At 70.3% G+C, this 17,606-nt stretch carries 22 protein-coding genes; 7 read left to right on the top strand and 15 right to left on the bottom strand.

Translation table 11 applies throughout. From position 1 onward, the window contains the following. Nucleotides 1-14 precede the first annotated feature (14 nt). Entirely contained in the window at nt 15-1,010 is a 996-nt protein-coding gene (locus tag AC1HIL_RS20205; RefSeq protein ID WP_093341937.1) for a Rieske 2Fe-2S domain-containing protein, read from the top strand. Continuing rightward, entirely contained in the window at nt 1,003-1,818 is an 816-nt protein-coding gene (locus AC1HIL_RS20200; protein ID WP_057590237.1) for a thioesterase family protein, read from the top strand. Before AC1HIL_RS20205 ends, AC1HIL_RS20200 begins: the two co-directional genes overlap by 8 nt. A 13-nt stretch (nt 1,819-1,831) precedes the next feature. Here AC1HIL_RS20200 and AC1HIL_RS20195 read toward each other — a convergent pair whose 3' ends face one another. Beyond that, nucleotides 1,832-3,067 carry a class I SAM-dependent methyltransferase gene (locus AC1HIL_RS20195; protein WP_479669860.1) on the bottom strand — a complete coding sequence of 412 codons (1,236 nt, stop codon included), beginning with the start codon at nt 3,065-3,067 and terminating at the stop codon, nt 1,832-1,834. Nucleotides 3,068-3,441: 374 nt separating this feature from the next. On the opposite strand from AC1HIL_RS20195, the gene AC1HIL_RS20190 reads away from it, so the two are divergent. Then, nucleotides 3,442-3,570 carry a hypothetical protein gene (locus AC1HIL_RS20190; protein WP_261205747.1) on the top strand — a complete coding sequence of 43 codons (129 nt, stop codon included), beginning with the start codon at nt 3,442-3,444 and terminating at the stop codon, nt 3,568-3,570. Nucleotides 3,571-3,676: 106 nt separating this feature from the next. Here AC1HIL_RS20190 and AC1HIL_RS20185 read toward each other — a convergent pair whose 3' ends face one another. The 4 genes from AC1HIL_RS20185 to AC1HIL_RS20170 all read right to left on the bottom strand — a co-directional run bounded on the left by AC1HIL_RS20185 (nt 3,677) and on the right by AC1HIL_RS20170 (nt 6,514). Beyond that, nucleotides 3,677-4,072, bottom strand: a complete 396-nt coding sequence (locus AC1HIL_RS20185; protein ID WP_479669859.1) for a hypothetical protein — start codon at nt 4,070-4,072, stop codon at nt 3,677-3,679. A 199-nt stretch (nt 4,073-4,271) separates the two neighbouring features. Next, complete coding sequence (locus tag AC1HIL_RS20180; protein ID WP_057590233.1) at nt 4,272-5,195, bottom strand: cation diffusion facilitator family transporter; 924 nt, start codon at nt 5,193-5,195, stop codon at nt 4,272-4,274. A 29-nt stretch (nt 5,196-5,224) separates the two neighbouring features. Then, complete coding sequence (locus AC1HIL_RS20175; protein WP_057590232.1) at nt 5,225-5,404, bottom strand: DUF3606 domain-containing protein; 180 nt, start codon at nt 5,402-5,404, stop codon at nt 5,225-5,227. 117 nt (nt 5,405-5,521) lie between these two features. Then, entirely contained in the window at nt 5,522-6,514 is a 993-nt protein-coding gene (locus tag AC1HIL_RS20170; protein WP_057590231.1) for an AraC family transcriptional regulator, read from the bottom strand. A gap of 193 nt (nt 6,515-6,707) precedes the next feature. Here AC1HIL_RS20170 and AC1HIL_RS20165 point away from each other — a divergent pair, with 193 nt between their 5' ends. Continuing rightward, nucleotides 6,708-7,760, top strand: a complete 1,053-nt coding sequence (locus AC1HIL_RS20165; protein WP_479669858.1) for an aldo/keto reductase — start codon at nt 6,708-6,710, stop codon at nt 7,758-7,760. Between the two features lie 19 nt (nt 7,761-7,779). On the opposite strand, the gene AC1HIL_RS20160 is transcribed toward AC1HIL_RS20165, so the two are convergent. From AC1HIL_RS20160 to AC1HIL_RS20135, 6 genes are all read right to left on the bottom strand, one after another. After that, nucleotides 7,780-8,643 carry an NmrA family NAD(P)-binding protein gene (locus AC1HIL_RS20160; protein WP_057590229.1) on the bottom strand — a complete coding sequence of 288 codons (864 nt, stop codon included), beginning with the start codon at nt 8,641-8,643 and terminating at the stop codon, nt 7,780-7,782. Between the two features lie 35 nt (nt 8,644-8,678). Then, nucleotides 8,679-8,987 carry a plasmid stabilization protein gene (locus AC1HIL_RS20155; protein ID WP_479669857.1) on the bottom strand — a complete coding sequence of 103 codons (309 nt, stop codon included), beginning with the start codon at nt 8,985-8,987 and terminating at the stop codon, nt 8,679-8,681. A 158-nt stretch (nt 8,988-9,145) separates the two neighbouring features. Then, on the bottom strand, nt 9,146-9,850 hold the full coding sequence (locus AC1HIL_RS20150; RefSeq protein ID WP_479669856.1) for a glycosyltransferase family 2 protein: 705 nt from the start codon (nt 9,848-9,850) through the stop codon (nt 9,146-9,148). Then, nucleotides 9,847-10,461, bottom strand: coding sequence for a class I SAM-dependent methyltransferase (locus AC1HIL_RS20145; RefSeq protein WP_479669855.1), 615 nt, complete (start codon nt 10,459-10,461; stop codon nt 9,847-9,849). The genes AC1HIL_RS20150 and AC1HIL_RS20145 overlap by 4 nt, the downstream gene beginning before the upstream one ends. Next, the gene (locus tag AC1HIL_RS20140) at nt 10,458-11,240 is read right to left on the bottom strand and encodes a PIG-L deacetylase family protein (protein ID WP_479669854.1); all 783 of its coding nucleotides are present in this window, start codon (nt 11,238-11,240) and stop codon (nt 10,458-10,460) included. Before AC1HIL_RS20140 ends, AC1HIL_RS20145 begins: the two co-directional genes overlap by 4 nt. Beyond that, a complete protein-coding gene (locus AC1HIL_RS20135; RefSeq protein WP_479669853.1) occupies nt 11,228-12,241 on the bottom strand; it encodes an acyl-CoA dehydrogenase in 1,014 nt (337 codons plus the stop codon). Before AC1HIL_RS20135 ends, AC1HIL_RS20140 begins: the two co-directional genes overlap by 13 nt. Nucleotides 12,242-12,434: 193 nt before the next feature. On the opposite strand from AC1HIL_RS20135, the gene AC1HIL_RS20130 reads away from it, so the two are divergent. Then, entirely contained in the window at nt 12,435-12,644 is a 210-nt protein-coding gene (locus AC1HIL_RS20130; protein ID WP_057590224.1) for a hypothetical protein, read from the top strand. A 2-nt stretch (nt 12,645-12,646) separates the two neighbouring features. Here the strand turns inward: AC1HIL_RS20130 and AC1HIL_RS20125 are convergent, their stop codons facing one another. Then, nucleotides 12,647-13,240, bottom strand: coding sequence for a DUF4304 domain-containing protein (locus AC1HIL_RS20125; protein ID WP_479669852.1), 594 nt, complete (start codon nt 13,238-13,240; stop codon nt 12,647-12,649). Between the two features lie 113 nt (nt 13,241-13,353). Here AC1HIL_RS20125 and AC1HIL_RS20120 point away from each other — a divergent pair, with 113 nt between their 5' ends. Continuing rightward, nucleotides 13,354-13,848, top strand: a complete 495-nt coding sequence (locus AC1HIL_RS20120; protein WP_479669851.1) for a hypothetical protein — start codon at nt 13,354-13,356, stop codon at nt 13,846-13,848. Nucleotides 13,849-13,878: 30 nt separating this feature from the next. Here AC1HIL_RS20120 and AC1HIL_RS20115 read toward each other — a convergent pair whose 3' ends face one another. From AC1HIL_RS20115 to AC1HIL_RS20105, 3 genes are all read right to left on the bottom strand, one after another. Further along, a complete protein-coding gene (locus tag AC1HIL_RS20115) occupies nt 13,879-14,493 on the bottom strand; it encodes a DUF938 domain-containing protein (protein ID WP_296733392.1) in 615 nt (204 codons plus the stop codon). A gap of 37 nt (nt 14,494-14,530) precedes the next feature. After that, a complete protein-coding gene (locus tag AC1HIL_RS20110) occupies nt 14,531-15,400 on the bottom strand; it encodes an AraC family transcriptional regulator (RefSeq protein ID WP_057590220.1) in 870 nt (289 codons plus the stop codon). 68 nt (nt 15,401-15,468) lie between these two features. Continuing rightward, nucleotides 15,469-16,821: an MATE family efflux transporter gene (locus AC1HIL_RS20105; protein WP_479669850.1), complete on the bottom strand. Its 1,353-nt coding sequence runs from the start codon at nt 16,819-16,821 to the stop codon at nt 15,469-15,471. A gap of 98 nt (nt 16,822-16,919) precedes the next feature. Between AC1HIL_RS20105 and AC1HIL_RS20100 the strand changes: the two genes are divergently transcribed. Then, a complete protein-coding gene (locus AC1HIL_RS20100; RefSeq protein ID WP_479672774.1) occupies nt 16,920-17,573 on the top strand; it encodes a hypothetical protein in 654 nt (217 codons plus the stop codon). Nucleotides 17,574-17,606: the final 33 nt, after the last annotated feature.

The raw sequence follows: 17,606 nt of genomic DNA, 5'->3' as shown, positions 1-17,606 counted from the left end.
AAGGAAGCTTCTCCATGCGCAGGTTCGACGACTCCTCTTTCGGTCATGGCTGGTTCCAGGCTGCCTACAGCGAGGACCTTCGCAAGGGCGACGTGCAGCCCCTCACGGCCATGGGCCGCGAGTTCGTGCTATGGCGCGACATGCAGGGCCAGGCCCATGCGATGGATGCGCACTGTCCGCACCTCGGCACCCACCTGGGCCACGGCGGCCGCGTCTGCGGCACCTCGCTGCGCTGTCCGTTCCACGGCTGGCAGTTCGCGGGCGACGGCGCCTGCACCGACATTCCCTACAGCCCGAATCCGCGCCTCGAGATGCGGCACCTGAAGTCCTGGCCGCTGGTCGAGCGCAACGGGCTGGTGATGGTGTGGTGGCATCCGCGCGGGATCGCGCCCACCTTCGAGGTGCCGGCGATGCCCGAGCATGGCGATGCGCAGTGGTCGCGCTACCGGCGCCAGCGCTGGGAGGTCGCGACGATCTGGCAGGAGGTGCAGGAGAACATCGTCGACACCACGCACTTCCACCACCTGCACGGCGTGGCCACGCTGGCGCGGCTCGACCGCTTCGAGCCCGCGGGGCCGGCGCTGCACGTGAACATCCTGCACGACTTCAACACGCCGCGCGGCCGGCTGCCGGGCTTCCTGCAGACCTCGCTGTACGGCCCCTACTTCGCGACGGTGCGCTTTCGCATCGCCGACCTGGCCGAGATCCTGTTCGTCGATTCGGTGGTACCGATCGAGGCCGGCCGCGTCGCCGTGAGCTTCAGCCTGATGGCGCGGCTGCAGGGCATCGCCTCGCCCGACATGAGCCTCGCGCTGATCGACGAGGCGATCCACCAGGTGAGCCAGGACGTGCCGATCTGGGAGCACAAGATGCGCTGGAAGCGTCCCAGCCTGGCCGAGGGCGACGGGCCCATCATGCGCTTCCGCCATTGGGCCGAGCAGTTCGAGACCGAGGACGAAGTGCCTGCCCCCGCGCCCCTGCGCCGCATCGAGATCGCCGCCCATGCATGAGCTCGCCGCCTCCGATGCCGTCTTCGTGCGCGAGGACGCGAACAGCTGGCGCGCCAGCGAACTCTCGCGCGGGCCCTGGGATCCGCGCGCGCAGCATGGCGGCGCGCCCTGCGGCCTGCTCGCGCACATCGCCGAGTCGGCGGTGGAGGGCGAAGGCTGGCAGCTCGCGCGGCTCACGGTCGAGCTGATCCGGCCGGTGCCGGTCGACAGCCTGTCGTCGAGCGTCGACGTCGAAGCGGGCCGCACCACCGCGCGCGTCGAGATAACGCTGATGGCCCAAGGCAAGCCAGTGGCCAAGGCGCATGCATTGCTGGTGCGCACACAGGCCGTGGCGCCGCCCGAGGAGACGTTGCAAAGGCCGCTGGCCCCTGCCCTGTCGATGCCGGCACCGTCGGACTGCACGGCACCGCTGCGCATCCCGGGCCTGCCCGACGTGCGCTCGTTCTATTACACGGCGACCGAAAGCCGCGTGGCGGCCGGCGATGCCGCGGCACCGGGACCGGCGGCCGCCTGGTTCCGGCTGCGCGTGCCGCTGGTCGCGGGCGCGGCCAATTCGCCCGCGATGCGCGCGGCCGCCGCGGCCGACTTCGGCAATGGCCTGAGCTGGGTGTTGCCGGCGGAGCGCTTCAACTTCGCCAACGCCGACCTCTCGCTGCAGCTTGCACGGCAACCCGTGGGCGAATGGGTCGGCCTCGACGCCGTGACCACCATCGCGCCCGACGGCAGCGGCTGCGCCTTCAGCCAGCTGCACGACGAGCGCGGGCGCTTCGGTTTCGCGACGCAGACGCTGCTGGTCTTCGCGCGCTAGCGAGGCATCGCGTTCAGGCCGCGACCGCGCCGGCGTACATGTAGCGCCGCGACCAGGGCAGCGTCTTCGCGGCGCGACCGGCCTTGCGGCCCACGATCTGGTAGATCGCCACGTCGTCGTTCTCGAAGGCATAGGCGCAGCCCGCGAGGTACACGCGCCAGATGCGGAACTTCTCCTCGTCGACCATCGCGCGCACCTGCTCGGTGTGTGCCTCGTAGGCATCGCTCCACAGGCGCAGCGTGCGCGCGTAGTGGCGCCGCAGGTTCTCCACGTCGAAGGCCTCGAGGCCGCCCTGCTGCATCGATTGCAGGGTCAGGCCGATGTGCGGCAGTTCGCCGTTCGGGAACACGTAGCGGTCGATGAAATCGCCACCCCCGTAGGAGACGCCGCCGCCTTCGGGGTCCGACGAAGTGATGCCGTGGTTCATCACCACGCCGTCATCGGCCAGCAGCGCGCGCACGCGCCGGAAATACTCGGGCAGGTTCTTGCGGCCCACGTGCTCGAACATGCCGACGCTGGTGATGCGGTCGAACTGCCCGCTCACATCGCGGTAGTCCTGCAGCCGGATCTCGATGCGGTCGGCCAGCCCCGCGGCCTTCACGCGCTCGGTCGCCAGGTCGAACTGGTTCTGCGACAAGGTCACGCCCACGCAGCGCGCGCCGAACTTCCGTGCCGCGCGGATCACGAGCGCACCCCAGCCGCAGCCGATGTCGAGCAGCGTCTGGCCCGGCTGCAGCTGGATCTTGGTGAGGATGTGGTCGATCTTCTTGAGCTGCGCGGTCTCGAGGTCCTCGTCGCCGTTCTCGAAGTAGGCGCACGAATAGACCATGTTCGGGTCGAGCCAGAGCTGGTAGAAGGCGTTCGAGACGTCGTAGTGGTACTGGATCGACTTCCTGTCCGACGCCTTGGTGTGCGTGAAGTAGCGCGCCATGCTCTTGAGCGCGCTGGCACCGGCGCCGGTGCCGTTGTCGAGCGAACTCTTCGCGAGCCCGTAGGCGATGTCGATGATGTCCGTGAGCTTGCCCTCGATGTCGATCTTGCTCTGCACGTAGGCCTCGCCGAGGTTGGCCAACGTGGGCTCGAGCATCAGCGACAGCGCCGAGGGCGATTTCACGTGCAGGGTGACGGCGGGGCCGCTGAAGTCGCCGAAGTCGTACGACTTGCCGTCCCACAAGGTCAGCCGCGCGGGCAGATTGGCGCGAGCGCGGACGGCCGCGCTCCACTGTTCGACCTTCTTTTCCCAAAGCATGCATTTCTCCGTGTTGGTGTTGCTTGCGATTCGGGAAAGCACGATAGCCAGATTCCGTGCGATGTGCAGGGACATGCCGGACTTCGACCCGGAGCCGTCACGGCTTAGCGCTCCAATCTGACGGAAAGCCGTGGTCCGATGTAAATGTGCGCGAAAACTACAGTATGCAGAATTCTGACAATCTGTAATACAAATGCACTATTACCAAAGAATAATTGCGGGAATCGTAACGAAGCTGCACACAGGCCTCAGAGCCTCGGCAAGGGAAAAAGCTCGGTGCAAAACAATCTTGAAGTCCAACGCCGATGGCTATTTCGTCTTCCAAGTGTTCCTGCGGGCTTGCCCATCTCGAACGCATTCCACGTCGCTCCTGGATGCGCTGGCTTCCATGGCTGCGCCACTACCAGTGCACCCTCTGCGGCGGCAGGCGCATGGCCACCGAGAACGCGGTGAATGCCGCGGTGGCCGCCCGCGCGAGCCGCGAGGCCACCGAGCGACGTTAATCGCCCGCCCTGACCATCGCCTGAATGGGCGGGCCCGGCGGGCACGCACCTGCCCTTCCGGCCCCGTGCCGGGTCTCGTTCGACGCCGGGCGTGCCGGCCGAAAGCTCAGTCGTAGCGCACGGTCACGAGCGCGATGGCGGCCGCCTGCGCCGCCACCGACAACACCCCGCCTTCCTGCCCGATCGACCACTCGCGCCGTTGCGCCAGCGGCGTGGTCCGACCTCGCGCATCGACGAACGCGATGGCCAGCGGCTGCGCGCCGAGGGCATCGACGCGCACGCTGGCGCTCGGCGCATCGATCCGCTGGCGCAGGAAATGGATCTCCGTGGCGTCGCCCGTCACGCGGTGAACGAACGCGGTGGGCCTCGCGGCGACACGCATCTCGTAGGGTGCTCCGACGATCGCGCCGGTGAAGTGGATGGTTCCGTCGGCGGCCTGGGTCGCCGGCGGCAGGAGGCACAGGGCAAGCATTGCCGGGCGTGCCAGGTTGCGAAGCGTCAAGGCGTGATGACTCACGTGAGGCTCCTTTCTCTCTGCTCAGATTGCTCCCTGATTTCTGAACAGAATGAAACCATTGATTACAAGCAAATGCAAGTAATTGTTTCCGTCATGACGAGGGGTTGCGCGGCGATACGGAAATCTGTAGTGGCTTGTCACCACGCTGTCGCACCAGCGTGCGTCCTGCCGCGCGCAGCGCCGTTCAGGAGCGCGGCGCCAGGTCCGCGGGCGCTTCGCTGGCCTCGATGAACAGCCGCTTGATCATCGGAAAGCGCGCCCGCACCTGCCGTTCGATCGCGGCGATGGCCTCGGCGGCTTCGCCGGTGTCGGTGTCGTCCTTGAAATTCACGTCGACGATCGCGAGCACCTGGTCGGGCCCGATGTACATCGACAGCACCCGGCCCACCTCCTCCACGCTGGGCTGCGCCATCGCCAGCTCGCGGATCGCGCGCGCCGTCTCGGGCCGCACGCCCTCACCGATCAGCAGGCCGCGCGACTGGGCGATCAGCAGCAGCGCCACGCCCGCGAGCAGCAGGCCGATCACCATCGAGGCCGCGCCGTCGAACACCGGCATGTCGAAGCGGTGGCCCAGGTAGATGCCCAGCGCCGCCACCGCGAGGCCGGCCAGCGCGGCCGAGTCCTCGGCCAGCACGGTGTAGGTGGTCGGGTCCTTGCTGCGGTCGAGCGCCTGCCAGAACGGCGTGCCGCCGGCCTGGGCGCGGAACTGCCGCAGCGCGATCAGGAAGCTCGTGCCCTCGAACACCGCCGCGGCCGCGAGCACCACGTAGTTCCAGGTCGGATCGCCCAGCGGCTCGGGATGCCGGATGTGCTCGATGCCTTCATAGAAGGACACGCCGCCGCCGAGCCCGAAGATCAGCACCGCGACGATCAGGCTCCAGAAATAGAGCTCCTTGCCGTGGCCGAACGGATGCTCCACGCTCGGCGGGCGCTTGCTCAGGCGCAGGCCGACCAGCAGCAGCACGCCATTGAAGGTGTCGACCGACGAATGGATGCCCTCGGACAGCATCGCCGAGCTGCCGGTGATGCCGGCCACGGCGAACTTGGTGATCGCGATGGCGATGTTGGCGCCGATGGCGCCGTAGATGGCGATGCGGGATTCGGCCATGGAGAGCGTGGCCGTTCGCTAGCCGGGCCTCAAGGCAGGCCGAGGTAGATGCGCAGGTCGTCCTTGTAGGTACCGGCCGAGGCGACGGCGGTGCGAAGCCGTTCTTCCGACACGCCGAACCATTCGGTCCAGTAGTCGACTTCCTTGAGGTCGGTCACGTCGATCCGGTCATCGTCTCGGGGGATGCGGATCTGAAGCTCTTCGGACATCGGACGTTTCTCCTGCGTTGAAGCCACGCAGTGTCGCGAGCGCTCGGCGCCACGAGGCCGGACGCGGACGACACTGCGTGCAGGACGGCATCCATGCGCGCCGCGCACGCAGGATGCTCAGGCCGCCTCGCGCGAGGCCGCGCCCAGCGCGTCGTTGCCCGCCTCGCCGAGCCAGCGGCGCTTGTCGCGCAGCGGCGGCGCGCCGAACATGCGGCCGTACTCGCGCGCGAACTGCGAGGGGCTCTCGTAGCCCACGTTGTGCGCGGCCGTCGCCACGTCGGCGCCGGTCAGCAGCATCAACCGCCGCGCCTCCTGCAGGCGCAACTGCTTCTGGTACTGCAGCGGGCTCATCGCGGTCACGGCCTTGAAGTGGTGATGGAACGAGGACACGCTCATGTGCACCGCGCGCGCCATGTCCTCCACCTTCAGCGACTGCGCGAAGTTCACGCGCAGCGCGCTGATCGCCTTGGCCACGCGCTGGGTGTGGCTGTCCTGCAGCGCGATCTGCCGCAGCCGCGCGCCCTCGCCGTTCACCAGCAGCCGGTACATGATCTCGCGCTTGATCAGCGGCGCCATGATCGGCACGTCCTCGGGCGTTTCGAGCAGGCGCAACAGGCGCAGCACCGGCTCGAGCACCGGCATCGCGATGCGGTTGACGTACATGCCGCGCGAGGCCGGCGCATTGGCCTTGGCCGGCAGCTGCTCGCTGCGGATCAGCTCGCCGATCTCGTCGACCGCGAGCTCCAGCCGCAGGCCCAGGTAGGGCTCCTGCTCGCTGGTCACGCGCACCTGCCCGCACACCGGCAGGTCGACCGAGGTGACCAGGTAGTGCATCGGGTCGTAGACGTAGATGTCGTCGCCCACCATGATCCGCTTGGAGCCCTGCGCGATCAGGCCCAGCGCCGGCGTCTGCATCGCGTGCTTGGGGCCGTCGGGCTTGCTGACGCAGTAGACGAACAGCCCGGGCACCGCGGTGTCGATCGAGCCGTCGCGGCCGCCGGTCACCAGGTTGATCAGGCGCACCAGCTCCTTGCGGGCTTCGTCGAGTTCGGGTTCGAGCGGCAGCGGCGTGCCGATGGCGGAAAGGATGTCAGGGGTTTCGTCGGACATGTGGCGAGTCCTTGTCACGGTGGAGAAACAAGCGGCTCGCAGCTTAAACCTCCCCTGGCGCGCCCGCACGCCCGCGAGCACCGGTCTGGAGAATTAGGCAAGACCTTTGCAGGAACGCGCTGGCCCCGGGGCGGCGCGCGGCCGGATACTTTTCCGGGGCCCACCGGGCCTTTAACGCAAAGGAATTCTTTCGATGCAATACCGCAAATTCGGCCGCACCGGCCTCTTCGTCTCCGAACTCTGCCTCGGCACCATGACCTTCGGCGGGTCTTCGGGCATCTGGGGCCAGATCGGCGATCTCCAGCAATCCGAGGCCGAGGCGCTCGTCGGCCGCGCGCTCGACGCCGGCATCAATTTCATCGACACCGCCGACGTCTATTCCGAAGGCCAGTCGGAAGTCATCACCGGCCAGGCACTGCGAAACCTCAAGGTGCCGCGCGACAAGGTGGTGGTGGCGACCAAGGTGCTCGGCGAAACCGGCAGCAAGGGCGTGAACTCGGCCGGCGCCTCGCGCTACCACATCATGGACGGCGTGAAGGCCAGCCTGCGGCGGCTGCAGCTCGACCACATCGACCTCTACCAGATCCACGGCTTCGACCCCGCCACGCGGATCGAGGAAACCGTGGAGGCGCTCGACACCCTGGTGCGCCAGGGCCACGTGCGCTACGTGGGCGTGTCGAACTGGGCCGCCTGGCAGATCGTCAAGGCGCTCGGCATCGCCGAACGCAAGGGCCTCGCGCGCTTCGAATCGCTGCAGGCCTACTACACGATCGCGGGCCGCGACCTCGAGCGCGAACTGGTGCCGATGATGCGCGGCGAGGAGGTCGGCCTGATGGTCTGGAGCCCGCTGGCCGGCGGCTTCCTCAGCGGCAAGTACAGCCGCGATGGCGACGCCGAGCAAGGCAGCCGACGCGTTGCCTTCGACTTCCCGCCGCTGAACAAGGAACGCGCCTTCGACTGCATCGACGTCATGCGCGAACTGGCCGAGGCGCGCAAGGTCTCGGTGGCGCAGATCGCGCTGTCCTGGCTGCTGCACCAGCCGGTGGTGACCAGCGTGATCATCGGGGCCAAGCGCGTCGACCAGCTCGACGACAACCTCGCCGCCACCGCCATCAAGCTGAATGCCGACGAACTCGCGCGGCTCGACAAGGTCAGCGCGCTGCCGGCCGAGTACCCGGGCTGGATGCTCGAACGCCAGGGCGGCGTGCGGCGCCAGCGCGTGGCGGACTCGCTGGCGCGCGGTTGAGACGCGCGGTGCGCGCCGCTCAGCCGGAGCGGCTGCGCACCAGCGCGCCGATGTATTCGCGCAGCGGGACGCGCCCGCGCTCGGGATTCTCGACCTCGTACTTCCGCTCGAGCGTGATGCGCGTCATCGCCGCGTACGAGGCCGCGCCCGCGTCCGAGAAGCCCATCGCCCTGAACGCGTGCTCCCACTGGCTGCGCGGGGTCTGGACCGCGCGCACCGGCTTGTCGAGGGCCAGCGCGAAGGCCTCGGCCACGTCCGCGCTGGTATAGGGCTCTGGCCCTTCCACGTGGTGCGGGCCCGAATCCTTCGCCGGCCCTTCCATCAGCCGCGCCGCGAACTGCCCCAGGTCGCGCGGCGCCACCATCGGCAGCGCGAAATCGACCGGATACATGGTGTGGACCACGCCCTGCTCCTGCGCCGTGCGCAGCGACAGGTCCCAGTTGCTCATGTAGTAGGCCGCGCGGATCACGGCGGCGGGAATGGGCTGGGCCGCGAGCGCCTGCTCCATCTCGTGGAGCACGCCGAGGTCGCCGATGCGCTCGCCCGGCTGCGCGCCGTAGGCCGACTCGGCCACGATCTTCTCGAGGTTGGCGCCCTGCACCGCGCGCAGGATGCTGCGCAGGCTGCGCCGTTCCTCGGCCGCGGTGTCGGTCGAGGGCGCCGCGGGCGGGTTCAGCAGGAACAGGCGCTTGCCGCCGGCCAGCACGCGCTGGAAGGCCGGGACATCGAACACGTCGACCACCGCGACCTTGGCGCCCTTCTTGCGCAGCGCCTCGGTCTTCGAGGCATGGCGCGTGACGACGGTGACGGGCTGGCCCTTGGCCAGCAGCGCTTCGGCCAGGGCCGAGCCCACATGACCGGTGGCTCCGAGGATGATGTGCATGGTCGTCTCCGTGATCTGCGTGAAGGCGGCCTGGCTCAGCCGCGCTGCTCGTTGCGCTTGCGCGTGGCAGCGGCCTTGCGCGCCGAGGCTGATCGCGCGGCCGCGGGCCGGGCGGCCGCGGCCGCACCGCCCTTGTGGCCGCCCTTGCGCGAGGGGGCATGGTTCTCCGTCTGGCCGCGGCCCGAGCCGCTCTTCTTGCCGCCACCGGTCTCTGCATTGACGGTGGCCCAGGCGCGACGCTCGGCCTCGCCCTTGCCGACGCCGCGTTTCTCGTAGCCGTCTTCGATGTGCTCGGCCTTGCGTTTCTGCTTGTCCGTGTAGGACGACTTGTCGCCTCTTGGCATGGTCATCGCTCCTGTGTGGTGTGAATGGAAGATGCGGACCATGCTGCGCGCGGCGCCCGCACCCCGGGTAAGAAAAGCCTAGCGACCCGCGTCAGCGCCGTCCGTCGTCGGCCGCGCAACAGGCATGCATCGATTTGTGCGCGGGATGGAGCGAGGCTTCAGCCCGCCTCGACGGCCGCGACCGGCACCGCCAGCGCGGTCGCCATCGCGAGCAGCGTGTCGCCGAAGCCTCCCCGCGCGCGGGCGTCGGTGCGCGCGCTCGTCGTGACGCGCGGCCGTGCGCTCCAGGCGATGCGCGCGCCCGCGGCCTCGAGCGCCGCGACCAGCGCCACATCCTCGCTGCAGGCCAATGGCGCGAAGCCGCCGGCTTGCAGGTAGGCGGCGGCCGAGACACCGAGGTTCGCGCCATGCACATGGCGATGCCCGTCGCGCGCCATGTAGTCGCGCGCGAAGCGTTCGCGCAGCCGCGCGGCGCCGCGTCCGTGCAGCTTCCAGTCGTGCACGCCCACCGTGCCGCAGACCGCGTCGGCACCCTCGCCCGCCTCGGCCAGCTGCATCGCGAGCCAGTCGGGCGCGACACGCGTGTCGGCATCGGTGAAGGCCAGCCAGCGCGCGCCGGCCTCGAGGCAATCGGCGGCACCGGCCGCGCGCGCGATGCCCACGTTGCGCGCGTCCAGCGAAAGCTGCCGCACGCCGTGCCGCGCCACCACCCGCGCGCTGTCGTCGATGCAGCTGTCGAGCACCACCACGATGCGAACCGCCTCGCCCGCCAGCGCCGGATGCGCCGCGGCCCGGCGCGCCGCGCGCAAGGTGGCGCCGAGGCGCTCGCCCTCGTCGTGGGCCGGGATCACGAGGCCGATCACCGGATGCCCTCGCGTTGGGCGACCGAGCGCGCATCGCGCGTCCACACCTGCAGCACGAAGTCATCCTCCTCGTGCCGCGCGAGCCGCGCCAGGCCCAGCGCGGCCAGGATGCCCTGCACCTCGGCGGTGGGCAGGCGGCGCTGCGCGAAGTCGGGACGCCAGTCGCAGGCCGCCAGCGTGCCGTCGGTGTCCAGCGTGCGCTCGCAGCAGGCGGCCACGCGCTCCATCGCGCGGCGGTCGAGGAAGTAGCCGAGCTCGCTGAGCACGATCAGGTCGAAGCGGCCGCCCTCCGGCGCGAGCGGCCAGTCGTCGGGCAAGGCCTGCCGCCGCACCTCCACATGGCCGAACGCGGCCGTCCGCCGCCGCGCGATCGCCACCGCCTCGGCCGCGAAATCGCTTGCCAGCAACCGATCGCAGCGCGGGGCCAAGGCGATCGTGAGTTCGCCGACGCCGCAGCCGGGCTCGAACGCATGGCGGTAGCGCGCCCGCGGCAAGGCCGCGAGCAGCAGCGCGCGCTTGCGCGCCTCGTACCAGCGCGTGCGCACCGCATAGGGATCCTCGCTGGCCGCATAGAGCGACTCGAAGTAGCCGTGCTGCGCCGCGGAACTCACAGGAACACCACCTCGTAGGGCCGCTGCGCGCGCGCCAGCGTGGTGGCGCGCAGCACCGGCGGCGCGCCGGTCGAGGGGTCGCGCCGCAGCTGGCTGGTGAAGGCGCGCACCGCCTCGCGCTTGCGCCGCAGCGCCTCCGGGTCGAGCAGCAGCCGCCGGGCGTGCCGCCAGGGCATGCGCGCATCCGCGGGCCGTGCCCAATGCCAGCCCCAGACCGGCACCTCGACCAGCCGCGCGCCCGCGCTCGCGGCCGCCAGCGCGCAGGCCTGGCCCGTCGCCTCGTGGTCGGGATGGCCGTCGCGGCGCCAGGTCGTGAAGACCATGTCGCGCGGGCGCAGCAGCGACACCAGTTGCGCCGCCAGCGTGGCTCGCAGCGCGCGCAAGCCGCCATCGGGCAGCCCGAGCCGCGCCGGCTCGATCGCCAGGCCCAGCCGCTCGAGCGCGCGCAGGCTCTCGCGCGGGCGGGTGCGGGCCAGCCGCTCGGGCGGCCAGACGGCCGAGCCATGGTGGCTCGCGGTGCCATCGGTCACGGCGATCACCGCCACCTCGCGGCCCTGGTCCGCGAGCTGCGCCAGCAGGCCGCCGACCGCGAGCACCTCGTCGTCGGGGTGCGGCGCCACCACCACCGCGCGGGCGCCCTCGGGCACCAGTTGCCCGCTGTCGATGGCGGGCAGCCGGGCCAGCCCGGGCCAGTCGTTCCATTCGTCCTCGGTGGTGCCGTCGCCGCGGATCGCGCGCTGGGCGGCATCGTCGGGCACGTCGTCCATCACAGCACCCATGTGGCGCTCCTTTCGTCGACTGCGATCTGTCCCAGCGCGGCGAGGTCGCGCTCGGCATGGCTTTGGCGCAGGTACACCGGCAGGTCGGCCATCGCGCGCGCGAAACGCGCGTCGCGGCACAGCGGCGCGGCGCCGAGCGCGCGGCCCGCGTGGCGCAGCACCGTCTCGGCCGCCTGCTCGGCCACCAACCGCGCGTTCAGCGCCACGCGTCGCGCGTCGTCGGCCGGATGGGTGTCGATCCAGTGCGCGGCCTCGCGCAGCACCGCGGCGGCACCGGCCAGCGCGGCATCGATGCCGCCGAGGTGCGCGAGCCGGTGCGCATCGGGCTTGCCGCCCCGCGCCGCGAATGCGAGCACCTGGCGCGCGATGCCGACCGCGCCACCCCACCAGCAGGCCGCGATGCCGGCACCGCCCTGCCAGAAGCCCGGGCGGCTCGTGTAGTCGCCGGGCCTGCCGACCGGCACCGCGAGCGCGTGCTCGAAATGCACGTCCACGCTCGCGCTCGCCGCCATGCCGACGGCCTCCCAGCCTTCGTCCGACACGCGCACGCCCGGCTGCCGCAGCGACACGGCCGCGAGGCAGGCTCGATCCGCCTCGTCGTGCACGCTGACGATCGCATGCGTGAGGCCGGCCGCGCCCGAGCACCAGGCCTTGCGTCCGTCGAGGCGCACGGCGCCCGGGCAGCCCTCCTCGGGCCGCATGGCGACGCGCGCTTCGGGCGGCTCGGCGCACCAGGTGCCCCAGCGCGAGCCGGACGGCAGCGCGGGACCGTGCAGCTCCGCGAGGATCGCGAGCGCATCGGTATGGCCTTCGTAGAGCTTGGCCAGCGAGAGATCGTGCGCCGCGACCTCGGCGAGCGCGCGCCAGCGCATCAGCGTGCGGCCCTGGGCCGGCCAGGGCACGCGGTCGGCGCCGGCTTCGACCAGACGGCTCAGCGCAGCGGCGGGATCGGCGGGCAGCCGGAGCCGCTCGAGGGTGTCGCTGCTGAGGTCTTCCGTCATGGATCTTCGTGCGGGCGTGTTCCGGTGGATGGGCCCAGAACTTAGATGGCGGGCGCGCCCCTTCCCGTCGGCAGGAAGGCTCCGGGCCTGTAGGAGCGGCGGCCCGCGCCACCGACGCCGGGCCGAGGCCTGGTCCGACAGGCGCGCCAACGGTGCACGCGGAGAACGGAGCGCACAGCCACTGGAGAAACCCATGCCCAACACCCACACCACCCCGTCGAACGATGTCGACAGCCGCGACCTGCTGCGCGACGGCAACCACGGACCGCAGCACAACAAGGCCGGCCACCAGGCCCCGACCTCGCGCAACGAGCCGCGCCGCACCACCGAAAGCCGCAACGACCGCGAAGGCCACGTGGGCGGCAGCAACCAGATCCAGTCGCGCCGCGGCGCGACGCGCTGAGCTCAGTTTCCGAGCACTCGCTCGAGATCCGCCTTCAGGCTGGTGGCGCGCTCGGGCGCCTTCGCCAGGCCCGTGTCGACCAGCGTCCGGGCGATCGAATGCTCGCCCAGGTGCAGCGCGATCCGCGCGAGGTGCAGCGCCGTGCGCGCATGGATCTGCGCGGGGTCGGTCTCGCGCAGCATTCGCGCGAAGCCTTGCGGATAGTCGCCGTGCCTCGCGAAGAACGCGCGCCCGGGTCCGGCCCATTCGCTCACGATGAATTCGACCGTTTCCTCGGCCTCCTCCATCGAGCGACCATAGGCCCAGCCATGGGCCTCGCCGGCGGGCGGGTCGAGGCGATCGCGGAACACGCAATGCGACTCGTCGATCTCCGCCGGCGCGACCTGGCCGCCGCCCTCGGTCGGCAGGAAGTCGAGGTGCGCGCCGAGGTTGAGGTAGCACTGCTTGCCGCCGCTCGCGCCCTGCACGTTGAAGACGTGGATCACCGGACCCTCGATGCGCCGCAAGGTCTGGCCCGAACCCTCGAAGCCTTCGGCCATGAGCACGGAATGGAGCTTGCGGGTCAGCAGCTTGAGGAAGGCGGCGCGGGTGGTCATCGGCTTCGTGGGGCGGGTGGATGGAAGCTGCATTCTGACCGCGCTCTCGCGCTCGCTATGCTCGGACGCGCAGCAGGAGAGAACGGATGACGGTGGTGGCACGGGATCGGCGGATGGCGGCTTTGCGCGAACTCGGCGTGTCCGAGCCGATGCAGCGGCTCGCGGCGGGCGAATGCCTGCACGAGGCCTTCAGGGGCTGCTGCCTCGGGCCGCCCTTCTACGTCGATCGCGGCGCCGCGGTGCCCGAGGGTCCGCCGCTGGTGCCGCTGTGGGAGCGCGACAGCAGGGTCGCGGCCGTCTGGCACCAGCACGATGGCCTGGCGTTCATCGAGTTCAGCATCGAGCACCCCGGCGCCTTCGAGGTGCTGGCCCGGAGCGAGCAAGGCTTCTGGGTCAGCCGCTTCGACTTCCTCTACGAATGCGACCTCGCCGTCGAGACATTGCGAGCGGCGGCCGAATGCGTGGGCTTCCGCTTCCTCGAGCGCCACCTCGCGTCGCGCGAAGCCGCCGAGGAGGGCCTGACGAGCTTCGCGGCGCATCGCGCCTGGCTGCGGGGACTGGTGGCGCAGATCGATGGCGAAGCGGCGGGCTCCGGCTTCGGCGCCTGAGCGACGCGAACGCGATCCCGCTGGCTTTTGTCAGCGCCCGAACACCAGCAGCAGGTTGTTCGCGGGCATCTCGTGCCGCGCGTGCAGGCGCAGCCCCGCTTCGCGCGCCTGCGCTTCGACCTGCGTCAACGAGCGGATGCCCCAGGCCGGATCGCGCTCGCGCAGGCTCTGGTCGAAGGCAAGGTTGCTCGGCGCGGGCGCCACGCCCTCCTCGAAATACGGCCCGTAGGTGAGCAGCACGCCACCCGGGCGCAGATGCCGCGCCGCCCCCTGCATCAGCGCGGCACAGGTGGGCCACGGCGAGATGTGCAGCATGTTCGCGCAGTAGATCGCATCGAAATCCTGTGCGAAGGCCGTGCCCTGCGAAGGCCAGGAGGCGTCGAGCACATCGAGCAGCACGGGCTTCCCGAGGCCGGGCAGGCCGGACTGTTCGACGCGGCGTGCGAGCGCGGGAAGCGCGCGCGCATCGGCATCGCTGGTCTGCCAGCGCCAGCCGGGCAAGGCGGTCGCGAACCACTCGGCATGCTGTCCGGTGCCCGAGGCGATCTCGAGCGCGGCGCCCTCCCGGCCGAGGATGCCGAGCAGCCGCTCGAGGATCGGTTGCTTGTTGCGTTCGGCGGCGGGACTGAAGGACAGGTCGGACATGCGGTGCTCGGTGGCGAAGGTCGGGAGCCGGAGGCTATCAGCCCTCGACCGGCACGTGGAAGTCGATCACCGCGCCGGGCCGCGTGGGTTCGAACTTGCCGTCGTAGAGCTCGAAGTCCGGGCTGTCGGCCAGCTTGAGTCCCGAGGCCGGGATCAGTTGACCCCAGATGGTCGCCATCGCGTTCTTCACCTGCGGGTGCAGCGCCGATCCGTCGAGCGTGATGCGGAACACCGCATAGGTCGCGGCCGGTATGCGCTTCTCGCTGAAACCCGCGGGCAGCGCACTGCCGGGCACGATGCCCACGCCCGCCATGTAGTCGAAGCTGCCCTCCTCCCGGTCGACGCCCCAGACCGCGCCGTAGGTGGCCCAGCTCGGCACCTGGCCCTCGAACGGCAAGGCGCCGATCAGCGCGGACCACAGCTGCGGAATCTCGGAACGGCTCTCCTGGTCGAAACGCCGGGCCGGGCCGGCGATGCTGAAGGCCTCGAGCCGGACGAGGTCTGGCAAGCGGGTCACGGCGGTGGAGGTGCTGGCGGGCAGGTTCATGGGATATTGGCCTTCGATGGGTGTGAGGGCGAAGCCGGCGCGAAAGCGCCCGGGCGAGACGCCGAAGATGCGCTTGAACGCGCGGGTGAATGCTTCCTGCGACTCGAAACCGCAATCGAGCGCGAGCTCGACGAGCTGGAGCTCCGGCTCGTCGCAGAGCCGGCGCGCGCCACGCACCAGCCGGCGGCCACGCACATAGGCCATCACGCTGCGGCCCATGCGCGCGGTGAAGAGCCGCGAGAAGTGATACGGCGACAGTCCCGCCTGCTGCGCGATGCGATCGAGCGTGAGCGCGTCGTCGAGCCGCGCCTCGATCCAGGGGATGAGCTCGGCGATCGGGTCGGGGGTGGGTCGGTCCATGCCGCGATCATCGGCCACGCGGGCGCGGCGCGTCCTGACCGAACTTGCTGTCGGGCCCTTCGCGTTCCCTAGATCAGCCGCTGGATCGGCCTGCGCTTCCACACACCGTGGAAGTACAGCGCCTGCAGCCCCAGCGCCACCAGGTAGGTCAGCGGATAGGCGACCCAGACGCCGCGCAGGCCGAGCGCCTGCTGCAGCACCCAGGCCAGCGGAAACAGCAGCACGGCCAGGCAGCCCAGCGAGATCGCCGTGGGCACGCGCACCGTGCCGGCCGCGCGCATCACGCCCGTGAAGACGCTGGCCATGCCGAAGGCCACGCTGCCCCAGACCGTGATGCGCAGCACCGAGGCCGCGAGCTCGACCACGGCGGGATCGTTGCTGAACAGGCTCACCGCAAGCGGCGCCGCCAGCGCGACCAGCACGGCGAGCCCGGCCGTGAGCGCGAGGTTCATCCACAGGCCCACGCGCTTCACGTGGTCGATCTCGTCCAGGCGCCCGGCGCCGATGGCCTGCGCGGCGAACACCGAAGCCGCGATGGCGATCGACATCGCCGGGAACTGCACATAGGCCATCACCTGGCCCACCGTGCCCCAGGCGGCCGTCGCACCGGGGCCATGGCGGTTCACCAGCGACAGCAGCATCGCGTCGGCCAGCGAACTCGTGATGAAGAAGAGCCCGGTGGGCACGCCGAGCCGCGCCACGGTCGCGAGCACGGGCGCGTTCCAGCGCAGGTGCGCGCGCAGCTTCGCGGGCGCGAGCAGGCTGTCGCTGCGGCGCAGGTGCCAGGCCAGCCACAGCACGGCCAGCGCGTTGCCCGTCATGCTGGCCCAGGCCGCGCTCTGGGTGCCGAGCCGCGGCAGCCCGAGCCAGCCGAGGATGAAGGCCGGCGTGAGCAGCACCCAGACCGAGGACGCCACCGCGAGCGCCTTGAGCGGTGTCACCGTGTCGCCCAGGCCGCGCAGCAGCGCCGCCAGCATCAGGTGCAAGAACAGCACGGGCATCGCGGCGAACAGCACGCGCGCATAGCCCACGGCATCGGCGAGCACGTCGCCCGGCGTGCCCAGCGCCCGCAGCACCGGGCCGATCCCGGCCGCGCCGATGCCCGCGATGACGCACGACAGCAGCAAGGTGCCCAGCAGCACCGCGCCCGCGACGCGCCGCACCTTGTCGGTGTCGCGCGCGCCCCAGGCCTGGCCCACGAGCACCGAGGCCCCCGTGCCCAGCCCGATCGCGAAGGCCATGCAGCACATGAAGAGCGGAAAGAAGCTGACCGCGGCCGCCAGCGAACGCGTGCCGAGCAGCCGGCCCAGGTAGATGGTGATGGCCGTGCCGCCGAGCGCCTGCAGCACGTTGGTCAGGACCAGCGGGCCGAGGAAGACCAGGAAGCGTTGCCAGAGGGGGCGGGTGGGGATGAGGTCCATCGGAAGGCGCATCGTAGCGGGGCGGCCCCGCATTTCTGGCACGATGCCGGCCGGCCTCGACGGCTACCCAATATCTCATTGAATGGATCGATCGCCCCATGCACCGTAGACATCTGGTTCTTGCTCTCGCCGTTGCCGGTGCCATGCTCACAGGCTGTTCAACCCTCCGCTCCGATCTGTTGGTGAAGGACAAGCCGCTCACCAGCGACAAGGATGGCCTGATCGTCGCGTCATTCGGCTACACCGTTTCCGTCGATCGGCTCGTGAGGGTCCAGCAGGAACCGACCATCCGCCTCGTCGTGACGCCTCATCCGGACCGGGAGGGCAAAAAAATCCAGCTGACCACGGCCGATCAGATCTTCACCAACGGTGCCTGGAACGAGGAGGAGATCGTCCGCCGCGCTGGCACGAGCGGTCGGGTACTCGTTGGCTACCGCGTACCCGCCGGCAGCTATCAACTGCTCCAACGAGAAGTCAAGCTCCACGGGCCTCGCAACTGGGAGGCCCAGCTTCCTCTTGCTGCGCCCTGGCGTTTCACCGTCGTGCCAGGACAGATCACCTATATCGGCGCGCATGTGCTGCACACTCAGTTTGGCGAGTCTCTTCTATTCAGAGTACTGATTCCGGCGCGCGCGAGGCTCGTGATCCTCGACGAATCGAACGAGGACATCGATGCCCTGCGCCGTGTGCGTCCCGAACTGCGTGACGTCACGTTCAACAATGCGCTGCGCACCGACTGGCCACTGGAATAGCCATTGAAGGCACGCTTGCGCCCACGCGGCCCA

The sequence above is a fragment of the Variovorax sp. ISS6 genome (assembly GCF_056523145.1).
The sequence above is the reverse complement of the archived record's forward strand: the minus strand, read 5'-3'. Positions and strand labels throughout refer to the sequence as shown.